Source organism: Geobacillus sp. FSL K6-3411, assembly GCF_037965715.1.
Classification (GTDB): Bacteria; Bacillota; Bacilli; order Bacillales; family Anoxybacillaceae; genus Geobacillus; species Geobacillus thermodenitrificans.
Map to the genome: position 1 here is coordinate 1,011,807 of NZ_CP150187.1, position 20,850 is coordinate 1,032,656.

Sequence of the window (20,850 nt, forward strand, 5' to 3'; positions counted from 1 at the left end):
CAAGTAAAGCCTTTTCTTTCCTAAAATTTAATATTTTTAAAAAAACAAGGGGCGAAGTCTTAACTATACTATAATGATTAGAGGATATTATGTTCAGTATAAGGACATATATCCTCTTTTTTCATACATAATAGATTCATTATATAGATATTGAAAATATGGTCTATTATGTATACTTATAGGCAAAACATATTTTTGTTTTAAAAGAGGTGGAGGACATAGCCCACAGCGGGAGGCGTAGCGAGGTCTTTCGACCGAGCGTAAAAAAGAAAAGATATTAGGTGGTGAAGATCTATGAGGGTGCAAGAGGTTTTCTTAGAGAATAACATTAGATACATATTAGTGGATGAAAAAGGATTTCCTGTGATTCCTGTGGTAAAGTATCTGAAGTATTTAGATACAACAGGGAAAAGCAGGAATACACTGAAGACCTACTGTTATGCGTTAAAGCAGTATTTTGTGTTTTTACAGGAAAAGAAGAAGGATTACAGGAAAGTTCGTTTAGAGGACTTGGTGGAGTTTGTCGCATGGTTGAGGAATCCATATGAAAGCACAAAGGTGACTCCCCTCCAACCTGTGAAAGCAAAGAAAACAGAAAAAACGATTAATCTGACGATTACAGCCGTCACCAATTTTTATGACTATTTGTATCGAAATGAGGAACTTCCAAATGATCTGGTCGATAAGTTGATGAAGCAAGATTTTACAGGAGGAAGAACCAGATACAAGGATTTTCTGTATCATGTCAATAAAAATAAGCCTTCTAACCGTCATATTCTGAAGGTCAAAGAGCCAAGAAAAAAGCTGAAAGTTTTAACGAAAGAAGAAGTACAACAATTGATAAAAGCAACCACTAACATCCGAGATAGATTGTTAATTCAATTGCTTTTTGAAACAGGATTGCGAATTGGTGAGGTGCTTTCTCTATTCATTGAGGATTTTATTTTTGATCATAAGAACGGACATCGGATTCGTTTAGTCCATCGAGGGGAACTGGAGAACGGAGCAAAACTAAAAACAGGGGAACGGGAAATTTATGTTTCCCAAGCCTTAATGGATTTGTTGGATGATTACTTGTATGAGGTAGTGGATGAATTGGACTTCAATACAAATTTCTTGTTTATCAAATTGCGCGGCAAGAACGTAGGTCAACCCATGACCTATAGCGATGTAGAAGCCTTATTTAAGCGATTGAAAAAGAAAACAGGGATCCATGTTCATCCTCACCTTTTACGCCATACACACGCTACCATGTACTACCAACAAACGAAAGATATTAAACAAGTACAAGAACGATTAGGACATTCTCAAATCCAAACCACGATCAATTTGTATCTCCATCCTTCGGATGAAGAAATCCGTAAGAATTGGGAGAAGGCACAACATGCGTTTGACATCACAAAAAAATCTGGAAAGGATTCGATCGAATGAATATTCAACAACACCCTATTCATCAATTAAGTTTCCATGAACGTTTACAGCAAGAGTTATCAACCTATACCGAAAAAACCATCCATGAAGACGGCTCGATAACTACCAAAGTTGAACCAAATCCATATTTTTTAGTCAATGATAAATGGGACATTAATGTAATAGGAACTATTTCTAACTTCAAAGAACAATTTTCAAACTATAAGGATACACATAGATATATTCTATTTCAAGTGAAAAGCCCATCTGTCAACTTGGAAATTAAGTATGTGTTCTACCATAAGTTATTTCGGGATGAATGGAGTTTAACAACTGTTTGGATTGGACTGGCTGCAATTCTTCGAAAATTGACCGCCTTCCTAAATGCAAAGTACCCCACCTTATATTCTCTACTTGATTTGGAGATAAATCAAGTAGAGCGAGAATGGTTGCTTTGGTTAACCGAGCAAAGGATTAAAACACAAAAAATTAAAAAACATTATTATGGTGAACGCACAGTTAAATCACAAACAGCAACCATTTTACGAGTCTTACAAACGAAGCTTTTTGAATTAACTGACAATCGTGAAGAATGGGAAAAAGACCGATGGGATGTAAGGGTCCTACATGATAAGTATGGGATTGAGTACAACAAAAGTAAGTCTGACCATTACATTGACTTCACCAAGTTTGAAAACATGAACATACGTCAGCAAGTAAAACAGTATATCAAGCAACGCTTATTAAGTAAAAACCGTTTCGCTTGGAGTAGCGCAATAAACTATTTTACCAATTTACTAAAATTCTTCTCTTTCTTGTTTTCTTTAGAACCGACTTGGAATGATTTAAGTGGGTTAAAGCGTTCCCATATGGAACAGTACATTCAATGGTTGCATGAATATGCGGAAAGCAACTTAAAGCAAAAGAATGCGCATCCTGAACGCTATATATCATATGCCCTATATATCGTAGGAAGGTTTCTTGAAGACATTCAACGATATGGATACGATATCGCTCCCGAAACTAATGTAAATTTGTTAATTTTCCCAGAAGACAAACCAAAACCAAAGAAGAAATCCATTGACCAAATTGACTATATTCCTGATTATGTGTTGGAGCAACTATTCACTCATATCAATCATCTTCACAAAGATATTCAGACTATAATATGGGTAGCCTTTAAAACAGGATTGCGGATTTCCGATGTACTAGGCTTAACACAAGATTGTTTAGTCAAACTAAACGGAAAATATTATATCGAGACCGATATTGAAAAAACCTACGTAAAAGGACATCGGATTCCGATTGATGAAGAATTAGCCAATATTCTTGCGGTATTGATTGATAAATCCATAAAAAATAGCAATGACGACAACAATCCTGAAAAATTTATTTTCGTTCGTTATCGAGGTTCCCGCAAAGGAAAACCATTTAGTCAAGCTTTCATTCGGTATGAACTAAATAAATTAGCAAAAACCAAGAATATTATAGACGAAAACGGTCATGTCTTTCATTTTAAAACACATCAATTCCGCCATACCTATGCGGTCAAAATGTTAAATAGTGGAGTCGATATTTTAACGGTTCAAGAATTATTAGCACATGCTTCACCTGAAATGACCCTGCGATACGCTAAGTTATTAGACGATACCAAGCGTAAAGCATTTGAGGAAGCAATAAAACAAGGTGTATTTAGTTTTGACCTAAATGGGGAGGTTCGGGAAGTAAAACCTAATAAGGATATTCCAGAAGATATCTTGGAAACATTGTGGCGTGATCATAAATTGAATGCGATTGATAATCCATACGGAACTTGTCACGCAAGAATCAACGGAAATTGTCCGTATGCCGAAGAACCACCATGTCTAACATGTAACGGTGGAAGCCCATGTAAGGACTTAGCCATCGGTTTTTCTGATTTGGATATACAGAAGTATGAATTATTAATCAAAACAACCACAAAAACGATAGAAGCTTTGGAACAGCGTGGCAGGAATGATATCGCTGAAAAGAATAAAAGGAATTTAGAGCGTTACGAGAAAATCTTAAACACCATTAAAGAAGGCAATATCATCTTTGGGCGATTAGAACGAATCAAACGAAAGCAAGGTGTTTCCAATGGCTAACTATGACCGTAGAGAGCATTTGAAAGCCATTCATGCCTCCAGAAAGGCTCTCACCTATCAAAAGGTCGATGAAGCCATTAAAAGGCTCATACGAGCCAATGAGAGCATTAATTTTAATAGCGTAGCAAATGAAGCAGGGGTAGCGAAAGCAACACTTTACAACCATTCTGAACTGCGTGAGCGTATTGAAACCTTACGCCAACAACAAGCACAAGCTCCTACTGCGAAACAAATAAAGCGAGAAATGAATGAGAGCAACAAAGACGCTCTTATTGAATCGTTGAAACGAAAAATCAAAAAGTTAGAAGACGAAAACAAGCAATTACGGGAACAGTTAAAATTAGCTTACGCAGAGGTATATAAGAAGTTATAGTAACAAAAGGGAACATTGTTTCCTTTCTTCTTCAACTAACGGTCAAGTTAGTTGAAGGAGAATTTATTATATTTAGAAGATTTTGAAGGCGAATTAACCAAAATAAATCATCTTTTTTAGGGGAGGCTATCTAAAAAAGGAGGTAGCTTTTTATATGAAACGGATTCTAATTTCACTTGTTATATGTTTATTATTCTGGAATTTATCATTGTCCTACCAAGTTGTAGCAAAGACTAATATTACTGGCGAGGAAAAACATACTGATTTTTATGATGCTTTGTTAGTTTTATTAGACCCATATGCGAGGAAAGCAATAAACAACAAGTACCCATCTCGCAGTTATGGGTTATGGAATGCAGAAATATTAGAAGTGAATCGGAAAACTGAAGGATATTCTCAATATGACTTTACAATAAAGGTTAAATATGATACTTATACAGGTCCTCATAATCCACCAGAAGGTCCAGTCATTCTAACTTTTGATGTAAAGTTAGATAGGGTTACTGTAACTAAGGTTGAAGGATGATTTTTGAAATCGTTTTGTTTAAGCTAACGGGATGCTTTAGTTGAATAAGAAAGGACATTACATATTAGTCATATACAATATGTAATGTCCTTTTATTTACTTATATTTCTTTAATTTAGGTCTTGATAAACTTTTTTGAGGAAAGGTCCTTGCGTCGATAAAAGGAGGGCTTAAGTCAACTCCCCAAGCATGGTAGTAAAGTTGCTCCCCTATTACCCCAAATCGCTTTCGTAGACGATCCAAAGAACTGTTTGCCACGTCTCCAAGCGTATACATTCCCATATTGTTCAGATGTTTCTCCATTCGGCTGCCAATACCCCAGACTTCCCGTAACGGAACCGGCCATAACTTTTTCGGTACTTCTTCATATGTACATTCCGCGATGCCTTGTTTTTTTGCGTATACATCAAGCACGACTTTGCTGATGAAACGGTTCGGGCCGATACCAATGCAAGATGGCAGACCGAATTGATTCCAGATCGCGCTTCGTATTTTTTGCGCTGCTTCCTTGGGAGATCCATGTAGTTTTTCCGTACCGTCTAGGGTTATCCAGCTCTCATCAACGCTGTATGTGAGAATCGCTTCAAAAGGGACAAAGGTAGAAAACAGTTCTGTAATTTGCACACTGATTTCTAAATATCGCTTCATGCGAGCGTTAAAAATATGGATATGGCGACGGCAAGGCACTTCATATAGACGGCTTCCTGTTCTGATTCCGTAATCTTGCTTCATTTTTGGAGACGCGGCCAGAACCACGCTCCCGCTCCGATTTTTATCAGAAACAACGACAACATAATCTTCAAGAGGATCCAGTCCATGATCGACGCATTCGCAGCTGGCATAGAAGCTCTTCATATCGATACATAAAATTTTATTTTTTGGCAGACAAGAAATATCAAGCAACATCGACGCAAGGACCTCCTTTTAGGAACATATGTTCCATTTACGAATATATGTTCTTATATTTTGTTAAAAAAGTCAAGCGGAAACCGGGAAAAGAAGGAGATAAGAAGGAAGAGGGGGGAGACAAAAATAAAAAGACCGGATTGCTCCGGTCTTTACAGCTTGTTGACTTTGATGAAATTATTATTAAAAAAATTAGCCCAAAATGTAAAGAACACTTTACATTTTGTTCTTAATATAATATTAACCCGTAGTGCTAGTTGAGCGCTAAAGCTCAACTAGCACCACGGGTAGTAGAGATCTTTCACTATGTGTAAATGTCAAGATAAACATGTACACTTTTGACTGTTTAAGAATGTACATTTTTACTCGTTTTCTTTTTCTCTTTCTAAGTGATTTTTTATTCGATATGAATCCCCTACAATATTAATCACGGTCGCGTGATGTAAAATACGATCTAGGATGGCATTGGCTAGCTTTGAATCTTGAAATACCTCCCCCAATCCTTAAAATTGGCATTGGTAGTAAATATCGTGCTTTTCTTTTCATACCGTAAATCAATCAACTGGAAAAACAATTTTGCATCTTCTCTGTCAATCGGCAAATAGCCAATCTCATCAATGATTAATAGCTTGTATTTTCCATAATGTTTTAAACGATTGTCTAAACGATTTTCCATTTTCGCTTTCTTCAATTGTAAAATCAGTTCGTGACATTTAATGAAATACGTACTTGTCCGCTTTTTGGCAGCTGCGATTCCAATCGCAGTCGCCAAGTGGGTTTTTCCAACGCCACTTGGACCTAAAAAAACAATATTTTCATTCTCTTCAATAAACCGTAATGTCGTAAAATCTAGAATCTGTTGTTTATTGATTGAAGGCTGAAAGTCAAAATCGAAATCTTTTAATTCCTTTAGGTGAGGGAAAGCCCCCACCTTAACCATCGAGTTAATCATATTTCTTTCACGCATATCAATTTCATAATTCGTTAATTTTACTAGTGTATCAACGAACGACAGCTGATTTTTCGTACTAAAATCAATGGTTTCATTCAGGTGACAAATCATTTGTTTTAACTTGAGATACTCTAAGTTTTGAATTAATTGTTGATAACTACTATTCATTTTTATACACCTCATGAATCGCAAGTAAATTCTTCTTGGCTAGCTCATCAATATCCGGGTGATGAGGTAATCCCCTCGACAAGGTTTCGATGTAATGTTCTTGTTTATAATTCAGTTTTATTGAACTAATCCTATGTTGAGTAATCAAATGCATGTTATAATAAACGTAAATATGGTCATCATACACTTGTAATCCAACTGTTTTTCCTTTGTATTCAGCAGGGACGGAATATTGATTCCCTTTATAGGTAACCATTCCCGCTGAATTGACTTTTACAAGTGTATGTTTGATTTTGTAAGAATCTCTTATTTCATTCCTTGGCAGGGGTTGTAAGAGATTCTTTTCTTGTTCAAAGGCTAAGATAGGGATTTTTCCCGTTCCTTGATGATAGCTATGATTGATCCGTTCACAAAGGGATTGAACAAAATTCTGAAGTTCCTCATATGAAAATTGACCTTGATAGGCATGAATTTCATCGATTAGCTTCATCGTGGCTTCCACTTTCCCTTTGGTATAAGGCCTACCGGCTTTACACGGATGAATGTCAAATCCGCAATCTTTGGCAAATTGATCAAACCGTTCATTGACCACCCCTTTCGAATACTCCGTTCTCGCTTCATCCATGACGGTCTTCATATTGTCAAAGACAATGGTTTTCGGCACGCCTCCAATCTTTTCAAACGTCTCCATCAAAAAGGACATCAACACACTCTGCGATTTTGAAAGTGTTAATAAAAAAGTTCGAAATCGTGAATGAGACAGAAGAAATACCCCTATATTAACGTTTAATATTTCCCCTTCTTTCGTTACGTATCGAATATTTTCTTTCCAATCAAATTGCGCTTGTTCTCCAGGTTCCGTTTCATAACGAACGACCTGACCAACCGGTTTTGTCCGTTTACCCTCAGAAAAATATGCTTGAAACTCTGGTTTCCGAGAAATATAGGCCCGAAAGGCTGATTGGGAACATTCTAAGCCGTGATTGTCTTTCAAGTACTGCCAAAGAACCCGTTTATAATAAAAAATTTGTTTCGATTCTTTTGAAAGCAATTGAGAAATCACATCGTAGTATTTATCAATCTTAGACCCTCTTTTTCGTGTCTTTTTTGGGATAAGACCATTCAAATATTTATCAATCGTCCTCCTATCTACATTGAGATCTCGTGCTAATTGACTCTTATTAATTTTCATTCCCAAACTCTCCATAAGGGTTTTAAATTTTGGCAAATCTGATAAACTATGAATTTCAATCTCTGTTGTGATTTTCAAATTTACATGCACACCATTTCACCTCGAAATCAGTATGCATGTTAAAATCAAAATTGTACATTCTTATCCAATCACTTTTGTACATTCTTAAACTAGCATTTATACACTATGTCGTAAATAAAGGAAAAAATCAATCGCCGTGCTAGGTGGTCTTTTTGGGCCAGATCGTCCAGTTTTATCGAAGTTTCGGTATAGCGCCGAGGTGGGAGAGGTTCATGTATCGTATGCATTTCAAGGGACGATTTTTGCCGGATGGGATGGAAAAACAACCTTTTACCTTTATCATGAAGACAACAGCTAGCATAACGAATACAATTTAATAAAAAAGATGAATGTAAAGGAGGCGGGCAGAATGAAAGTGTCTTTGGATATTGACAGCGATTACGATGAGACAATCGTGACCATTCACTGTAAGGAAGTAGATGACACGATTAAAGAAATTCTTGATTTTTTAAAAGGGATGGAGACGGAATTTATTGTCGGAAAAAATGGTGATATGCATTATATATTAAAGCCAAATGAGATCCATTTTTTTCGTGCTCATGGGGATAGCATCGAGGCGGTGACAGCCGAGGGAACATTTAAATTGAAGGAAAAGCTGTATGAGCTCGAAAAATTGCTTCCCTCTAACAAGTTTGTTCGCATTTCTAAGTCGGTCATTGTAAATCTCTATGAGTTGAGCCGGTTTGAAGCATCGTTCAATGGCACTCTATGCGTTTATTTTAAATCAGGAGTGAAAGAGTACGTTTCTCGACGTTATGTTCATGCCATCAAAAAAGCATTAAAAATGAATAGGGGGAAAAAAGAATGAAAAAATTCTTATACAGAAGCATCATCGGGATATTGATCGGTTCCTTTATCGCAGTAGTGGTAACTAGCTCTATCATCTATTTCGGTCATTTCCCTGTCATTAATGGTGAAGAATTTATAAAAAACTCATTTGGGAGCATATTTTGTGGATGGTTTTTTGCCGTATCTTCGCTTTATTTTGAATTAGAATCGCTCCGTCTGTCGCAACAAACGGCATTGCACTTTGTTACAGTAATTGTTTTATATTTTATCCTGTCCTTGGGAATTGGGTGGATCCCGTTTGATTTGAAAAACATCCTTATTTCAGCAGCTATATTTATTGTAGTCTATTTAGTTATATGGGGTTGCTACTATTTATATTTCAAAAACTTAGCAAATCAAATGAATGAAGATTTAGAGAAAATATAAATAAATATCCCCTTCAGTCAGGATCGGATTTTCACAGTTTGGTCCTTTGTTTGCTGATGCGGATAAAAAAACATTAATAATAAAAGTGAAATAGGAGAGGAGTTGAAATGAACAATGGCAAACAAGCAAATGACTGCAGATGAAATTTTGGAAGCGATCCAAAAAATGAGCAATGAAGAACGTTGGAAATTGCTTGATAAGATGTACGACCTGTATTATTCCAAAGAGCATTTGATAATAAAAGCAAAACGTAAATATTTAGAAGAGGACGACTATTGACGAGCAAGCCTAAGCTAATTGCCTAGGCTTTTCTTTTTTTGTTCATTATGAAATTTATTACATTAATGTTATATATTTTACAATATTAAATCATTTTGCTTTCATTTATACTAAACTCGTATATTTATATTATTTTAACCCGTGGTGCTAGATAAAATCAGACAAGCATAAAAATAGCCCTTGCATGAGGATCTCCTTAAAATGAAAGTGCGACCAAACATTTAAAAGGAGAATTCACATGCAAGAGCACTTTCATTTTACAACAGATCGAGCCAAACTTCAAAAACAATATGTATCGACACGAGTGTTGATTATCCAAAATTATACATACGCCTTCCATAAATTTGGGCATACTCAAACAAAGCAGCGGCCATCCCGGATTTCCAATCGAGAGGAAGCTGCCCAGAGAAAAAACGGCGAACGAACGAAATGAAGGAAAGAGAGACGTTCGTCTGTTTTTTGGTTTGATCATACAGCCATCGCAGCAACACATACGCGATGAACGCCGCAAACAGTTGGTTGTATACCGCATTTTCCGTCGTGCCAAACAAGGTCGGGACATTCAGATATTGCTTCACCCAACGGAAAAAGACCTCAACAGTCCAACGTTGTTGGTACATGTCGGCAATGGTTTCCGCAGACGCATGGAAGAGGTTCGTCACGACCCGAATGTCGCGGCCATTCGCATCTCGAAAGATCACCACCCGGTGACGCTTGGTGGAGCGGCATTGTTTCGTCCCCAACTGGCACGTGAAGTCGGCTTGAACCGATGAGGATGTGCTGGAAAGGCGTTTCAAGCTTTTTTTCTGATGAAGTTCGATGTTGTCCTTCATCCGAATGACAAAGAGCTGATGCTGCTCCACAAATCGATCGAGGCGTTCGATTTTGAAATACGCCCGGTCTTCCACCAGCACTTGTTGAGCGTTCGTCAACTGTTCTCCCACCGGGCCATCATGACGCAGTCCGATGGTTTCCACCACGTCTGCCGGCAACGAGGATTCCGGCGAATACGCGACGTGCAGCTTCACTCCGGCGCGTTCGCCGTGATACGGCGCCCATGGCAGGCGGTTTTTCCCGACCGTGACGGTCGTCGAATCCACCACCCGAAGCGGTTTGGGAAACCGAAGCGAACGGCGGGTTTGGCGGTTGCACTTGGAAATGATCAACGCCAACAAGCGTTTCATGATGTCATAGGGAACTTCTTTCGCTTTCTTGGATACAGTTGAATAATGGAATCGCGGCAATCCATACAGAGGCCCCACATCGGCTCCGTGGCGAAAGCTTTTCCATTGATGCATGGCGGCCAGCAGGAAGAAGTGAATCAACTCGCGCAACGTAAAGGTTCGAGACGAATCACGATACCCAACCGCTTCGGCAATCAGTTGAATCTCTTCATCCGAAACAAGTTTTTGCATCAAATTCGGGAGTGTGGTATGCTTGTTCATAGAGAGCACCTCCTGGGTTTGTTTGTGTCGCTACTCACATTCTACAGGAAAGGTGCTCTTTTTTCTATACCCTTTGGATTTTATTGGATAATCAACACGCCTGATAAGATAATAACTTTTTTAATAGTCACTCTTGTTGTTATGTCAAGAAAACGGACACGTTAAACAGAGAGAAATATCTGTAGCTGAATTTATGCAGCTACTTTTCCCTGGTTAGAGTAATATGCAAATTCAAATTCACATGGCGATACATAGCTAAGAATTGAATGATTTCTTTTGTGGTTGTAAAAGCATTAGATGTACTCAAAAATTGCTTGTTTCGCTTCTGTTCGCGTGCGGAATCGATTCAAATGTCAAGGCCGATTATTTTTTCCCCAAAATCGCCGGTTTAAAATTCCCCAGAAGGACCTTTCATTGATCCTTCTGTTTTTCTTGTTGGATCCTCTTTTCCCGTAATCGATAGCTTTCCCCCTTTAGGTTGAAAATGATGGAATGATGCAGTAATCGATCTAACATCGCTGTCGCCAAAACCGAGTCTCCCACGATTTCTCCCCATTCCCCGAAGCTTTTGTTGGAGGTGAGGATAATCGGGGCATGCTCGTACCGACGAGCGATCACTTGAAATAAGTAATGAGCGCTGTTCGGGTCCAGTTTTAGGTACCCCATTTCATCAATAATGAGAACGGTTGGCTTCACAAAGACACGAAGCTTTTTCTCCAACTTTCCTTCCTGGTCGGCTCTTCTTAACTGATTGACCAAATCGTGAGCGGTAATAAAATACGTTTTATACCCTCTTGCGATCGCCTCCATTCCAATCGAAATTGCCAGATGTGTCTTTCCAATCCCCGGTGGACCGAGAAAGAGGATATTTTCTTTCCGGTCAATAAAGGACAACGTAAGCAGCTCTCGAATCCGGCGCTCATCCACCGAAGGCTGCGCGGTAAAATCAAACGTATCGATCGTCTTGCGATACGGCAGTTTGGACAGCTTGATGAGCGTTTGGATCGATCGTGCCTGTTTTTCGACGATTTCTGCCTCTAATAAGCGGAATAAAAACTCTGAATATGATATATTATGAGTAGAGGCGTATTCTGCCATGGCGGACCATCGCTCCGCCATGACAGGCAAATGGAGTTGGTGGCAATACTCGTGTATGCGTTCTTTCATGAGCTTTCCCCTCGCAGGAATGCGTCATAAACGGACAATGGACGAGTATCCACTTCCATCGAAACAGGCGAAATGGTGGCGGCCATTTCTGTCTGTTTCTTTTTTATTTTTTCAGCGAATGAAATCACTTTTTTCTGTTGGTCCACGTGAGAAATCTCCTTCCCTCGAAAGTACAATCGAATATCTCCATTTAATCGCTCCTTCACCAGAATTTCTTTGCCCGCATACTCCGCCGATAAGAGCCATTGCTCCCCTTTATACGAGAAACTGCCATCCCAATGCACTTTCCGATAGGAAAGATAGCTCGTATCGTAATCTTTCAACGGGAGAGGTTTGAGTGACTCCTCGGCCCAACGCTCTTGCGGAGAAATACCGGTAGTGGCGTTTGGCTTCCGATTCGCCACTTGATCGAGCCAATGATGTAAAAGGAAATTTAATTCTTCGATGCTTTCAAACGATGTTCCTACATAGAAGTGATCCATAATATACTGAATGGCTCGTTCGACTTTTCCCTTTGTCTGGGCCCGGTAGGGCCGGCATACTTTTGGAATAAATCCGTAGTAACTCGCAAATTCAGAAAATCGCTGATTCCATTTCACCACTCCTTGTTCTCGCCCGTCTGTAACGGTCTTCATATTGTCAAATAACACCTTCTTCGGAACCCCACCAAAGTACTTGAAGCTCTGAATCAGGCATTCCATTAAGTGCTCCTGGTCCTGGCTGGTCGTAAATACCGCGTATTTCATCCGCGAATAGCCTAACGTGGCCACAAATAGCGATAACTTGACTTTTCTCCCTTCGATCACGACCTCCCCAACTTCTTTCCAATCGACTTGCATTTGTTCGCCAGGAAGCGTTTCATAGCGAACGGTGTATTTCTTTTTGGCCGTCTCTCGGAAAGGTTTCATATAGTCTTTTAAAATCGTCTTTCCTCCCGTATAGCCCTGTTGTCGAATTTCAAAAAACAACTTTTCGCTATTAAACACCCCATCTTCTAACATCCTGTAACTGCTAAACTAAAATGGACAGAATCCGACAAATAAAATTGAACACTCATTTACCAATTTTACTCCGAACAGCTATGATAGATGTTGAATGCTATCTAGCTGTTGGAGGGATGGAAAGGTGGATAAGTGGGAAGTGTACATGGAAATTTATCAGCTCTTAAAGCAAGGATTTAGTAAAGCCACTATCGCTAAAAAATTAAACATATCCAGAACGACATTATATAACTATTTAAAACGTTCACCAGAGGAAATGACGATATGGCTGGCTTCTACGAAGCAGCGAAGAAAAAAGTTAGACCCTTACCGAGAGATTATTTTACATTGGATTCAGAAGCATCCAGATCTATCAGCGTCTCAAGTACAAGATTGGCTGGAGGAACAATATCCCGATCTCCGTGTGGGAGAAAGTACGGTCCGCAGCTATGTGAGGAATTTACGAGAGGAGTGGAACATCCCAAAAGAAACTTCTGTCCGCCAATATCAAGCAGTGCCAGATCCACCAATGGGTCACCAAGCGCAAGTCGATTTTGGAAAAGTCAAAGTAAAAAATCAACAAGGAAAGGATATCGTGTTATATTTTATCGCCTTTGTTCTTTCGCACTCCCGTTATAAATACATGGAGTGGCTGAATCGTCCTTTTACGACGAGAGATGTCATCCAAGCGCACGAGAATGCGTTCCAATGGTTTGGGGGAATCCCAAACGAACTGGTTTACGATCAGGACAACCTGATTGTGGTCAGCGAAAATGCCGGGGATCTCATTCTCACGGCCGAATTTGAAGCCTATCGGAGACAACGAAACTTGACTCTTCATGTATGTCGAAAGGCAGATCCGGAAAGTAAGGGGAAAATCGAAAACGTCGTAGGATTTATCAAACATAACTTTGCCAAACATCGGATCTTTACTACTATCGATGCATGGAATGAACAAGGATGGAATTGGCTGCGCCGAACAGGAAACGGCAGAGTTCATAATACGACAAAAAAGAGACCGGCCGATGTGTTCGAACTCGAAAAAGCACACTTACGACCGATCTCTCCATCATTGGACGTGACTGGTGTCCCCAAAACAAACCTTACCAACAGTATAACAAGGACGGTGAGAAAGGACAATACCATTCTGTACAAATCCAATCGATACACGGTTCCGTGCGGAACCTATACATCGTTTGGGAAAACGGTGCAAATCGTCATTCAAGAGGCAGAACAAGAACTCCTGATCTATGATTTGGAAACCGGGGAATACTTAGGGAAACACCCGATCACTCACGGCAAAGGGAAACTCATTCAAAACCGGAATCATCTGCGTGATCGAGCGAAAGGGATCGATGTGTATCTCGAGAGGATTGCCCATGAATTTGAAAATCCGGATGCGGCCAAGGAGTATCTCGAACGTATACGAAAAAACTATCCACGATATATACGGGATCAATTACAGCTCATTCAAAAGCAGCTGGCTCAATCTCCACTCTCTCTGTGCAGCCAAGCGCTGCAAAAATGTATGGAATTACAGTTGTATAGCGCCTCTGCATTTACAGATATGGTCGGTTACTTACAACGACAACATAGATGGAACACTTCCGACAAAGTCGTTTCAGTGAACCGAATTCAACCATTACGTGAGGGGAACCTTTCGGTTTTGGAAGCTCAACCAGCTGTCAGAAGCATCGAAGAATATATTGAGATTTTGGAGGGAAGAACGAAATGAGCCAGCTGGCGAAAGTACAAGAGTTATTGCGAACGTTGCGTTTGACAGAAACGGCTTTTCACCTGCCTGTACTAGTGAAACAAGCAGAAACAAACGAGATGACCTATCTTCGTTTTTTGTCCATAGTATTACAGTATGAACAAGATTGTCGGGAGAAAAAAGCACGGGAAAGGCGTCTAAAATGGGCAGCTTTCCCGTATTACAAGACATTGGACGAGTTTCAGCTGGATGAACAGCCATCACTGACAAAACGGCAATTTCATCAATTGCGGGAACTCGCATGGTTAGACCAACTTTTTAACTTAATTTTATTAGGACCGCCAGGTGTAGGGAAAACCCATTTAGCGATTGGACTTGGGATGGAGGCGATTGATCAAGGGTATAAAGTGACGTTTATTACCATGGGAGAGTTGATTCAAGCGTTAAAAACAGAAGAAATCACTCGCAAATCTCGAATTCGTCTTCAGCGTCTAAGAGAATCCAACCTCGTGATTATCGATGATCTCATGTTTATGGCGATGGATCAACGAGAAGCCAATTTGTTTTTCCATTTGATCAATGACTTGTACAATCAATCATCCATTATTTTAACGTCCAACAAGGGACCAAGTGAATGGGGAGAACTACTGGGGGATCCAGCGATCACTACAGCCGTATTAGATAGAATTATTCATCGGGCAGAGGTGATTCATTTAAACGGAGACAGCTATCGCATGAAGCATAGAATTTCCATTTTCAGCGATGAAACTGTTCAAAATTAATGAGCAAAAAGTGTTCAATTTTACTTGACGGTTACATGCAATTGAGAACAGTATAAAATGAGTGAAAATCCAGAGGAATTCCAAAGGGAAATTACGGTGATAATTGCAATAACCATTATTATTGAAAAACCACCGATTAACAGAACAGTTGCTCTTGAAATTCAAATTAGAGGTATTTAGCCAGCTACTCCCAGAACCGAACCCCCCTCCAAAATTTTTATTTGTTACTTTATGATTATCTCCGCAATGGTCGTGGTAGCGAATAACGATGTCATTGGAGAAGATAATGACATCCTTTGGGAAATACCTAGGAATTGGGCTCACTGAATATGCTGAATATGTATTACTATAAAATGCTCTGTTATCTTGGGAAGGGAAAACTATGGATCTATAGAAGATAGACCATTATATAACACAAAATATAAAAGCTAGGAGGCAAGCGTATGGAAAGATATATTTTAGTGAGTACTATTTTAGGTCTTATATTATTATTATTTTTCTTTAGCGAATATAGAACTAACCAATCTCTTAATCAAGAAGCTACTTTGGAAGGTTTTATAATTATGAAAGAAGGGGAAGTATATTTAGTTGAAGATCCAGATTTTGTTCAGGAAGACGCAAACAAATTAACAATACAGGAATTAAGAAGAAAATATAATATGAGTAAGTTATTAATTAAGGGGTTTGGTACTTTGAGGGGAATAGAAAATGGACAAAAAGTAAAAGTGTGGTATTCAGAGATTTTAGAATCGTATCCGGGCAAAGTCGAAGTTATAAAGATTGAACCTATGTAATTATAATTTTCAAAATAATTGAAATATATGAACTATTTGGTTATAATAACTTTGAAAAATTCATAACCCGAGTTCGACAGTCACTAGGCAAACAAAATGCCTCTCGCCCCTTGATACAAAAGGGATCGGAGGCATTTGGGCACACTTCGGGCGTGTATCTAGGTGCGAGGGTGGATGCCTAGAATCTTTGGAGGAGGTTCCAGCCCTAGAGCCGCAAGGAATAGCGCTTGTTTGGCCGTCAGTTCGGTTCGTTGATAAAGGTCGCCGTTTTTTGAAGAAAAATGTCCAAGCATGAGACGCTCGCATTCGTCTCTTACTTTCGGCCACGATTCATGAGTTCGGATCTCCACGATCCGAACCAGCAAGAGAGCCAGCCAACTGAGCAGCACATGCGCCCGGATACGGTCTTCCAAGCGATGATACATGGGGCGCAGCTCGAGTGTTGATTTCAACGTCCGAAAGGCCTGCTCGATATCCACCAGTTGCTTATACCCGAGCGCGACATCCTCGGCAGACAAGGTGTCATCGGAGGTTCGGATGAGATATTTGCCATCGTACGTTTCCGCTTCACGAACCGCTTGCTTGTCGATGCGAAGCGTTCCATCCTTCAATTGACGCAAGTATTTTCCGTAGGACGGATGGGAACGCAGCCGGCAGGTGGCCTTATGATGAGCTTCATTGGGGAGTTGGCGAAGCCCCTCCAACTCCTCTTTCAGCGATTCGAGCAGCTTTTCCCGTTCCTTGCGTTGGCGTTCGGCTTCGCTGGGATTGTACACGAGAACATAGCGCTGACGCGCTTCTCCGTCGCCCACGATGATTTCTTTGATATGCAAGTTCTCGCGAACTTGTTGGTAGCGCCCGCGACGGTTTAGGGCCTCTTCGACGGCGGCTTTGCCGGACCGCATTTTTTCGCCGACAATGTAGTGTCCCCCGGCCTGTTGCAAGATTCGCAAATTCTCTTCAGACGAAAATCCGCGGTCCATCACGCTGATCACACGCCCAAGCTTCCAGCCAATCAAGTCTTGTTTCACCTGTTTGATGACCGTCATATCCATCGTATTGCCAGGCCATACCCAAGCGCGAATGGGGACTCCTTCCCGGGTAACGGCCAGTCCAATGACGATTTGGACCAAATCGGGACGCTTATCTTTGGAAAACCCCTGCTTTCGAAGCGATTCTCCTTCTGGTGTTTCGGATGGATCCACTTCGAAGTACGACGAAGTCGTATCAAAGTAAATCCCGAGTTCGACAGTGACTAGGCAAACAAATCGCCTCCCAGCCCTTGATACAGAAGGGCTGAGAGGCAATTGGGCATACTTCTAGCGTGTATCTAGGAGCGAGGATGAATGTCTAGGATCTTCAGAGGAGGCTCCAGCCCTAGAGCCACAGAGGTTTTCCTTTGTTTGGTCGTGATCTTTGTACACTGATAGAGGTCACGATATTTTGAAGAAAAATGTCCTAACGTGGAGCGCTGACATTTGTCTCTTACTTTCGGCCACGATTTTACTCTCGATTCGGATCAAGAGGAGGATTAGACCGTGGAGAAGCACGTGAGCATAGATGCAATCCTCCAATTGATGGTACATTGACAGTAACCACGGTTACCCATCGAATGTACATGTCTATATTATAAACAAAAAAACTTTATATTAAAAGGATTAAATTATAAAGCGTGTGCCTATGAAATTCGGCGTTTTTTCCTAGGTTAACCACCGCTAAACCCTTGATATAACGGCATTTCTGGCATTTTCATTTGCCTAAAATGGGCCTCAAACTGTCGAACTCGGGTTCCGGATTTTGCACATTCTTTCGGAACGTTTGCACGCTCTTTCAGATGAAGATTTCCAGCGCGCCTGATGGACCGATGGAAAAGAAAAAGCACAAAAGAGGCCGATTCGGCCCCTTTCATGCTAATACCCCATTTCCTCTGCGGCCATGCGCACCACTTCTTCGTCAATGGCGTCCTTTTTCAGCTGATACCCGTATAACAGGCACGTCGTGGCCAACGTGTTGATCACCCGAGGCCATCCCCGCGACTGCAGGGCAATCGCCTCTAACGCCGATGGGGTGAAGATCGGGTGCTTCGCCCCGGCCTGTTTCATCCGATGCTTGATGTAGCCCGCCACCTCTTCCTTCTCCAGCGGCCCCATCCGGTATCGCATGATGATCCGCTGGTCGAGAGGGCGGTGCTGATTGAGCCGCAGCTTCCCCTGTAAATGGGGCAGCCCGGCCAAAATCAAGACAAATGGGTTGGTCGAATCCATCTCAAAGTTGAACAAGATCGCGATGTCCTGTAAAAATGCATCCTTCGCTAAATGCATCTCGTCCAAAATGAACACCGGCGTGATCCGCCGTTCATGATACAATCGCTCGATCGCCTGCTGGATTTGGCGGAAGAGGTCTACCTTGCGGTACTTCGGTTCCTCTCCTAATCCCAAGGCCAAACCACGGTAAAAATCCATCACGCCTCCGGTGGATAACGGAAAGTAGACGACATGATACAATGATGGATTCAATGACTCTTTCAGCGCCCGAAGGGCGAACGTCTTGCCCGCCCCTGGCTCTCCGATTAACAGCCCGATCCCCCGGGTTCGTTTCACGTACTCCAGCGCCCGCAACGCTTCCTGAAACGGCGCCCCTTGATACGCCTCGGACGGGTCTGTTTCTTTCGCAAACGGCTCCCGCGAAAGGGAGTAAAACGATTTATACACCGTGTTCTCCCTCCTTCGCCGGAATCGCCGCAAACGGGGACCGATGGCGTTTTACATAGGCGTTGTCCTCCAAACGAACCCGAACGGCCTCCGCCACCTTCCTTCCATCTTCGTACACATAGACGCCCCGTTCGTCATAGCGGAGTTCAATCGATTGCCCAATGAACCGGGGCGGCACTTCATACAGCTGCTTGTTCAAGGTGATCGTTCCATCGGCTTTGACCTTGCGGTGCTCCCGCTTCAGAAAAATCGCATCCAGCCAATCGCTATCTTCGATGAACGACACGAGATGCACTTGCGATTGAAACACCTCATGCGGCGTTTTTCCGTCCAGCGAGGCGTGCGGTTTTCGATGATACTCCTCTTCAAGCCACCTCCAAAAGCGCTCGTTCAGCTCTTCGAGCGACTTCGGGGGATCCAACTCCAGCAGCGGATAAAACCGCGTCTGTACGGTGCGGAAGAACCGTTCGATTTTCCCTTTGCTTTGCGGGTCATACGGCTGGGTGTGGATGAGCGTAATTCCCATCTCGGCGCACGCATACTGCAGCACCTCGGATCGATAAATTTTCCCGTTGTCCGAGTAAATGCGCTTCGGCTTCCCGCAACGAAGCACCGCTTCCTTCGTGACGATCCGCAGCCCGTCAAACTTCTCCGAAGGGAAAAACTGCGCGTACGGCACAAACCGCGAGCAGTCATCGATATAGGCGATCAAAAACGTTTTCTGGGCTTTCCCATTGACTCGAATCGTTGGTCCATGGGATAAGTCCCCTTGCCAAAGCTCATTGATCTGGTCATACGCAAAGCGCTTTCGCTCCGGCATGGGCAAGATTTCTTTCCCGACAAGGTTGTGTTTTTTCAACAATCGGTATATAGTAAAGTAAGAGGTATGATTTTCTGGGATTTCCCCCTGCTCGATCAGGTGTTCGTAGAACACCGTCACGGGCATGGTGGGATGTTCTTTTCTTAGGGCTAAAATATGATCCTCATCATCGGGCGACAGACGCCTTGAGTGGCCGCGGTCCGAACGGCGCTTCGGCTTTAAGGCGTCAAAGCCCCCTTTTTTGTATCGGGTGCACCAATCGAGGATCGTCTTGGCTGCGATTCGTTTGTCGCCCTGGTGGGGAACATGGTGCACTCGCTCGCTCACCTCTTTCAGATACGTCTTCGGTTCCACCTGCCCATTCACCAACGGAGCGATTAGCCCGTACCGAAACAGGGCAATGTCGTGTCTCATCGACTCATCCATTCGAATCTCCTCCTTGTCTCACTTGGAATCAGGACCGTTCCGGTCCGTCTGCCCTTATCGTACCGGATCGCTTTTTCTCCGTCGATAGGAAAGGTTTGTGGGAACCTCAACTATTTCCAATTTAGGATATGTATGTAAAATCAGGATCCCATTTGATTCGCAAAAGGGTGTCGGAATCCGTCCTCCCACATGTCTCTGATGACCGAATAGAGACCGTGTTTCTCCAACGTCCGGATCCACCAGGAAGCCCGTTCCTTTTCTTTTTTCACGATAGGGCCTATGATCCTCCACCGCCTCGCAAAAAAGCTGTGAAGGCTTGATAGGTTTCGGCAGAACCGCCGGACATAAAAGATGATGCCGTCCTTTGTCGGGAGAAACGGAGCCCGGTTCGTCCCCTCGGTCAATCCCAACTGCTCTTTCACGACTTGCCATATGGCGGACAACGTATACTGAAAATACGGGAGGAGAAAGGAAGGCAGCACACTCACCGTCTTCAAGCATTCCCGACAGCGATACCGGACAATCCAAATGCGATAATCACCATGTGGGGTCAATGCGTTTCGCTCATAGTAACCGTGGCGGTGCAACGGGCGCTTGGCCCGGCAATGCGGACACTTTTTCAGAAGAGGGAAGTCGTTTTCTTTTCCACGCTCTGCATACGTTTGGACGTCAATGCCAAAGTTAAGTCCATATAATTGTGTAAAAAGGGAAATAGAAAAAGAGCCATGTTGCTTCCCCTTTGGTAGAATAAACAGTGGACCAAAAACACCAAACATAAGGAGG

The 20,850-nt window shown here is 41.8% G+C and carries 17 protein-coding genes and 3 pseudogenes; 10 read left to right on the forward strand and 10 right to left on the reverse strand.

Features of this window, described 5'->3' with window-relative positions:
• Nucleotides 1–294 precede the first annotated feature (294 nt).
• The 4 genes from NSQ22_RS05155 to NSQ22_RS05170 all read left to right on the forward strand — a co-directional run bounded on the left by NSQ22_RS05155 (nt 295) and on the right by NSQ22_RS05170 (nt 4,435).
• The gene (locus tag NSQ22_RS05155; RefSeq protein WP_042409702.1) at nt 295–1,431 is read left to right on the forward strand and encodes a tyrosine-type recombinase/integrase; all 1,137 of its coding nucleotides are present in this window, start codon (nt 295–297) and stop codon (nt 1,429–1,431) included.
• Nucleotides 1,428–3,536 (forward strand): tyrosine-type recombinase/integrase, encoded by a 2,109-nt coding sequence (locus NSQ22_RS05160; RefSeq protein WP_042409700.1) that lies wholly within the window; start codon nt 1,428–1,430, stop codon nt 3,534–3,536. The genes NSQ22_RS05155 and NSQ22_RS05160 overlap by 4 nt, the downstream gene beginning before the upstream one ends.
• Entirely contained in the window at nt 3,529–3,909 is a 381-nt protein-coding gene (locus NSQ22_RS05165) for a DUF6262 family protein (protein WP_042409697.1), read from the forward strand. Before NSQ22_RS05160 ends, NSQ22_RS05165 begins: the two co-directional genes overlap by 8 nt.
• Nucleotides 3,910–4,063: 154 nt before the next feature.
• On the forward strand, nt 4,064–4,435 hold the full coding sequence (locus NSQ22_RS05170) for a DUF3888 domain-containing protein (RefSeq protein ID WP_052510034.1): 372 nt from the start codon (nt 4,064–4,066) through the stop codon (nt 4,433–4,435).
• Nucleotides 4,436–4,531: 96 nt separating this feature from the next.
• On the opposite strand, the gene NSQ22_RS05175 is transcribed toward NSQ22_RS05170, so the two are convergent.
• From NSQ22_RS05175 to istA (NSQ22_RS05185), 3 genes and pseudogenes are all read right to left on the reverse strand, one after another.
• The gene (locus NSQ22_RS05175) at nt 4,532–5,341 is read right to left on the reverse strand and encodes a hypothetical protein (protein WP_223812827.1); all 810 of its coding nucleotides are present in this window, start codon (nt 5,339–5,341) and stop codon (nt 4,532–4,534) included.
• Nucleotides 5,342–5,703: 362 nt separating this feature from the next.
• Nucleotides 5,704–6,461 (reverse strand): annotated as a pseudogene (gene istB / locus NSQ22_RS05180) (IS21-like element helper ATPase IstB).
• Entirely contained in the window at nt 6,454–7,743 is a 1,290-nt protein-coding gene (gene istA / locus NSQ22_RS05185) for an IS21 family transposase (protein WP_108437782.1), read from the reverse strand. Before istA (NSQ22_RS05185) ends, istB (NSQ22_RS05180) begins: the two are co-directional and overlap by 8 nt.
• 340 nt (nt 7,744–8,083) lie before the next feature.
• Here istA (NSQ22_RS05185) and NSQ22_RS05190 point away from each other — a divergent pair, with 340 nt between their 5' ends.
• The 3 genes from NSQ22_RS05190 (at nt 8,084) to NSQ22_RS05200 (ending at nt 9,228) form a co-directional block, all read left to right on the forward strand.
• Nucleotides 8,084–8,542: a LytTR family DNA-binding domain-containing protein gene (locus NSQ22_RS05190; protein WP_015864899.1), complete on the forward strand. Its 459-nt coding sequence runs from the start codon at nt 8,084–8,086 to the stop codon at nt 8,540–8,542.
• Nucleotides 8,539–8,949, forward strand: coding sequence for a DUF3021 domain-containing protein (locus NSQ22_RS05195; RefSeq protein ID WP_015864898.1), 411 nt, complete (start codon nt 8,539–8,541; stop codon nt 8,947–8,949). Before NSQ22_RS05190 ends, NSQ22_RS05195 begins: the two co-directional genes overlap by 4 nt.
• 114 nt (nt 8,950–9,063) lie before the next feature.
• Nucleotides 9,064–9,228, forward strand: a complete 165-nt coding sequence (locus NSQ22_RS05200) for a hypothetical protein (protein ID WP_015864897.1) — start codon at nt 9,064–9,066, stop codon at nt 9,226–9,228.
• A 311-nt stretch (nt 9,229–9,539) separates the two neighbouring features.
• On the opposite strand, the gene NSQ22_RS05205 is transcribed toward NSQ22_RS05200, so the two are convergent.
• From NSQ22_RS05205 to istA (NSQ22_RS05215), 3 genes and pseudogenes are all read right to left on the reverse strand, one after another.
• A complete protein-coding gene (locus NSQ22_RS05205) occupies nt 9,540–10,673 on the reverse strand; it encodes an IS4-like element IS5377 family transposase (protein ID WP_015375695.1) in 1,134 nt (377 codons plus the stop codon).
• Nucleotides 10,674–11,084: 411 nt separating this feature from the next.
• Nucleotides 11,085–11,840: an IS21-like element IS5376 family helper ATPase IstB gene (gene istB, locus NSQ22_RS05210; RefSeq protein WP_009361858.1), complete on the reverse strand. Its 756-nt coding sequence runs from the start codon at nt 11,838–11,840 to the stop codon at nt 11,085–11,087.
• Nucleotides 11,837–12,844: pseudogene (gene istA / locus NSQ22_RS05215) on the reverse strand (IS21-like element IS5376 family transposase); the annotation flags it as partial. The gene istB (NSQ22_RS05210) and the pseudogene istA (NSQ22_RS05215), both read right to left, overlap by 4 nt.
• Before the next feature lie 121 nt (nt 12,845–12,965).
• Here istA (NSQ22_RS05215) and istA (NSQ22_RS05220) point away from each other — a divergent pair.
• The 3 genes from istA (NSQ22_RS05220) to NSQ22_RS05230 all read left to right on the forward strand — a co-directional run bounded on the left by istA (NSQ22_RS05220) (nt 12,966) and on the right by NSQ22_RS05230 (nt 16,110).
• Nucleotides 12,966–14,555 carry an IS21 family transposase gene (gene istA / locus NSQ22_RS05220; protein WP_311088183.1) on the forward strand — a complete coding sequence of 530 codons (1,590 nt, stop codon included), beginning with the start codon at nt 12,966–12,968 and terminating at the stop codon, nt 14,553–14,555.
• Nucleotides 14,552–15,316 carry an IS21-like element helper ATPase IstB gene (gene istB, locus NSQ22_RS05225; protein ID WP_081157650.1) on the forward strand — a complete coding sequence of 255 codons (765 nt, stop codon included), beginning with the start codon at nt 14,552–14,554 and terminating at the stop codon, nt 15,314–15,316. The genes istA (NSQ22_RS05220) and istB (NSQ22_RS05225) overlap by 4 nt, the downstream gene beginning before the upstream one ends.
• A 443-nt stretch (nt 15,317–15,759) precedes the next feature.
• Entirely contained in the window at nt 15,760–16,110 is a 351-nt protein-coding gene (locus NSQ22_RS05230; RefSeq protein ID WP_008881771.1) for a DUF3221 domain-containing protein, read from the forward strand.
• A gap of 158 nt (nt 16,111–16,268) precedes the next feature.
• Here the strand turns inward: NSQ22_RS05230 and NSQ22_RS05235 are convergent.
• From NSQ22_RS05235 to NSQ22_RS05250, 4 genes and pseudogenes are all read right to left on the reverse strand, one after another.
• Nucleotides 16,269–17,369 (reverse strand): annotated as a pseudogene (locus NSQ22_RS05235) (IS1634 family transposase); the annotation flags it as partial.
• A 651-nt stretch (nt 17,370–18,020) separates the two neighbouring features.
• Complete coding sequence (locus NSQ22_RS05240) at nt 18,021–18,821, reverse strand: AAA family ATPase (RefSeq protein WP_011230382.1); 801 nt, start codon at nt 18,819–18,821, stop codon at nt 18,021–18,023.
• Complete coding sequence (locus NSQ22_RS05245; RefSeq protein ID WP_021292743.1) at nt 18,814–20,067, reverse strand: IS481 family transposase; 1,254 nt, start codon at nt 20,065–20,067, stop codon at nt 18,814–18,816. Before NSQ22_RS05245 ends, NSQ22_RS05240 begins: the two co-directional genes overlap by 8 nt.
• A 140-nt stretch (nt 20,068–20,207) precedes the next feature.
• Nucleotides 20,208–20,843 (reverse strand): DUF6431 domain-containing protein, encoded by a 636-nt coding sequence (locus tag NSQ22_RS05250; protein ID WP_339264282.1) that lies wholly within the window; start codon nt 20,841–20,843, stop codon nt 20,208–20,210.
• Between the last annotated feature and the right edge of the window lie 7 nt (nt 20,844–20,850).

Coding starts and splice junctions, on each gene's coding strand:
- NSQ22_RS05155 (WP_042409702.1), top strand. CDS start 295: ATGAGGGTGCAAGAGGTTTTCTTAGAGAATAACATTAGATACATATTA.
- NSQ22_RS05160 (WP_042409700.1), top strand. CDS start 1,428: ATGAATATTCAACAACACCCTATTCATCAATTAAGTTTCCATGAACGT.
- NSQ22_RS05165 (WP_042409697.1), top strand. CDS start 3,529: ATGGCTAACTATGACCGTAGAGAGCATTTGAAAGCCATTCATGCCTCC.
- NSQ22_RS05170 (WP_052510034.1), top strand. CDS start 4,064: ATGAAACGGATTCTAATTTCACTTGTTATATGTTTATTATTCTGGAAT.
- NSQ22_RS05175 (WP_223812827.1), bottom strand. CDS start 5,341: ATGTTGCTTGATATTTCTTGTCTGCCAAAAAATAAAATTTTATGTATC.
- NSQ22_RS05190 (WP_015864899.1), top strand. CDS start 8,084: ATGAAAGTGTCTTTGGATATTGACAGCGATTACGATGAGACAATCGTG.
- NSQ22_RS05195 (WP_015864898.1), top strand. CDS start 8,539: ATGAAAAAATTCTTATACAGAAGCATCATCGGGATATTGATCGGTTCC.
- NSQ22_RS05200 (WP_015864897.1), top strand. CDS start 9,064: ATGGCAAACAAGCAAATGACTGCAGATGAAATTTTGGAAGCGATCCAA.
- NSQ22_RS05205 (WP_015375695.1), bottom strand. CDS start 10,673: ATGAACAAGCATACCACACTCCCGAATTTGATGCAAAAACTTGTTTCG.
- istB (WP_009361858.1), bottom strand. CDS start 11,840: ATGAAAGAACGCATACACGAGTATTGCCACCAACTCCATTTGCCTGTC.
- istB (WP_081157650.1), top strand. CDS start 14,552: ATGAGCCAGCTGGCGAAAGTACAAGAGTTATTGCGAACGTTGCGTTTG.
- NSQ22_RS05230 (WP_008881771.1), top strand. CDS start 15,760: ATGGAAAGATATATTTTAGTGAGTACTATTTTAGGTCTTATATTATTA.
- NSQ22_RS05245 (WP_021292743.1), bottom strand. CDS start 20,067: ATGGATGAGTCGATGAGACACGACATTGCCCTGTTTCGGTACGGGCTA.
- NSQ22_RS05250 (WP_339264282.1), bottom strand. CDS start 20,843: ATGTTTGGTGTTTTTGGTCCACTGTTTATTCTACCAAAGGGGAAGCAA.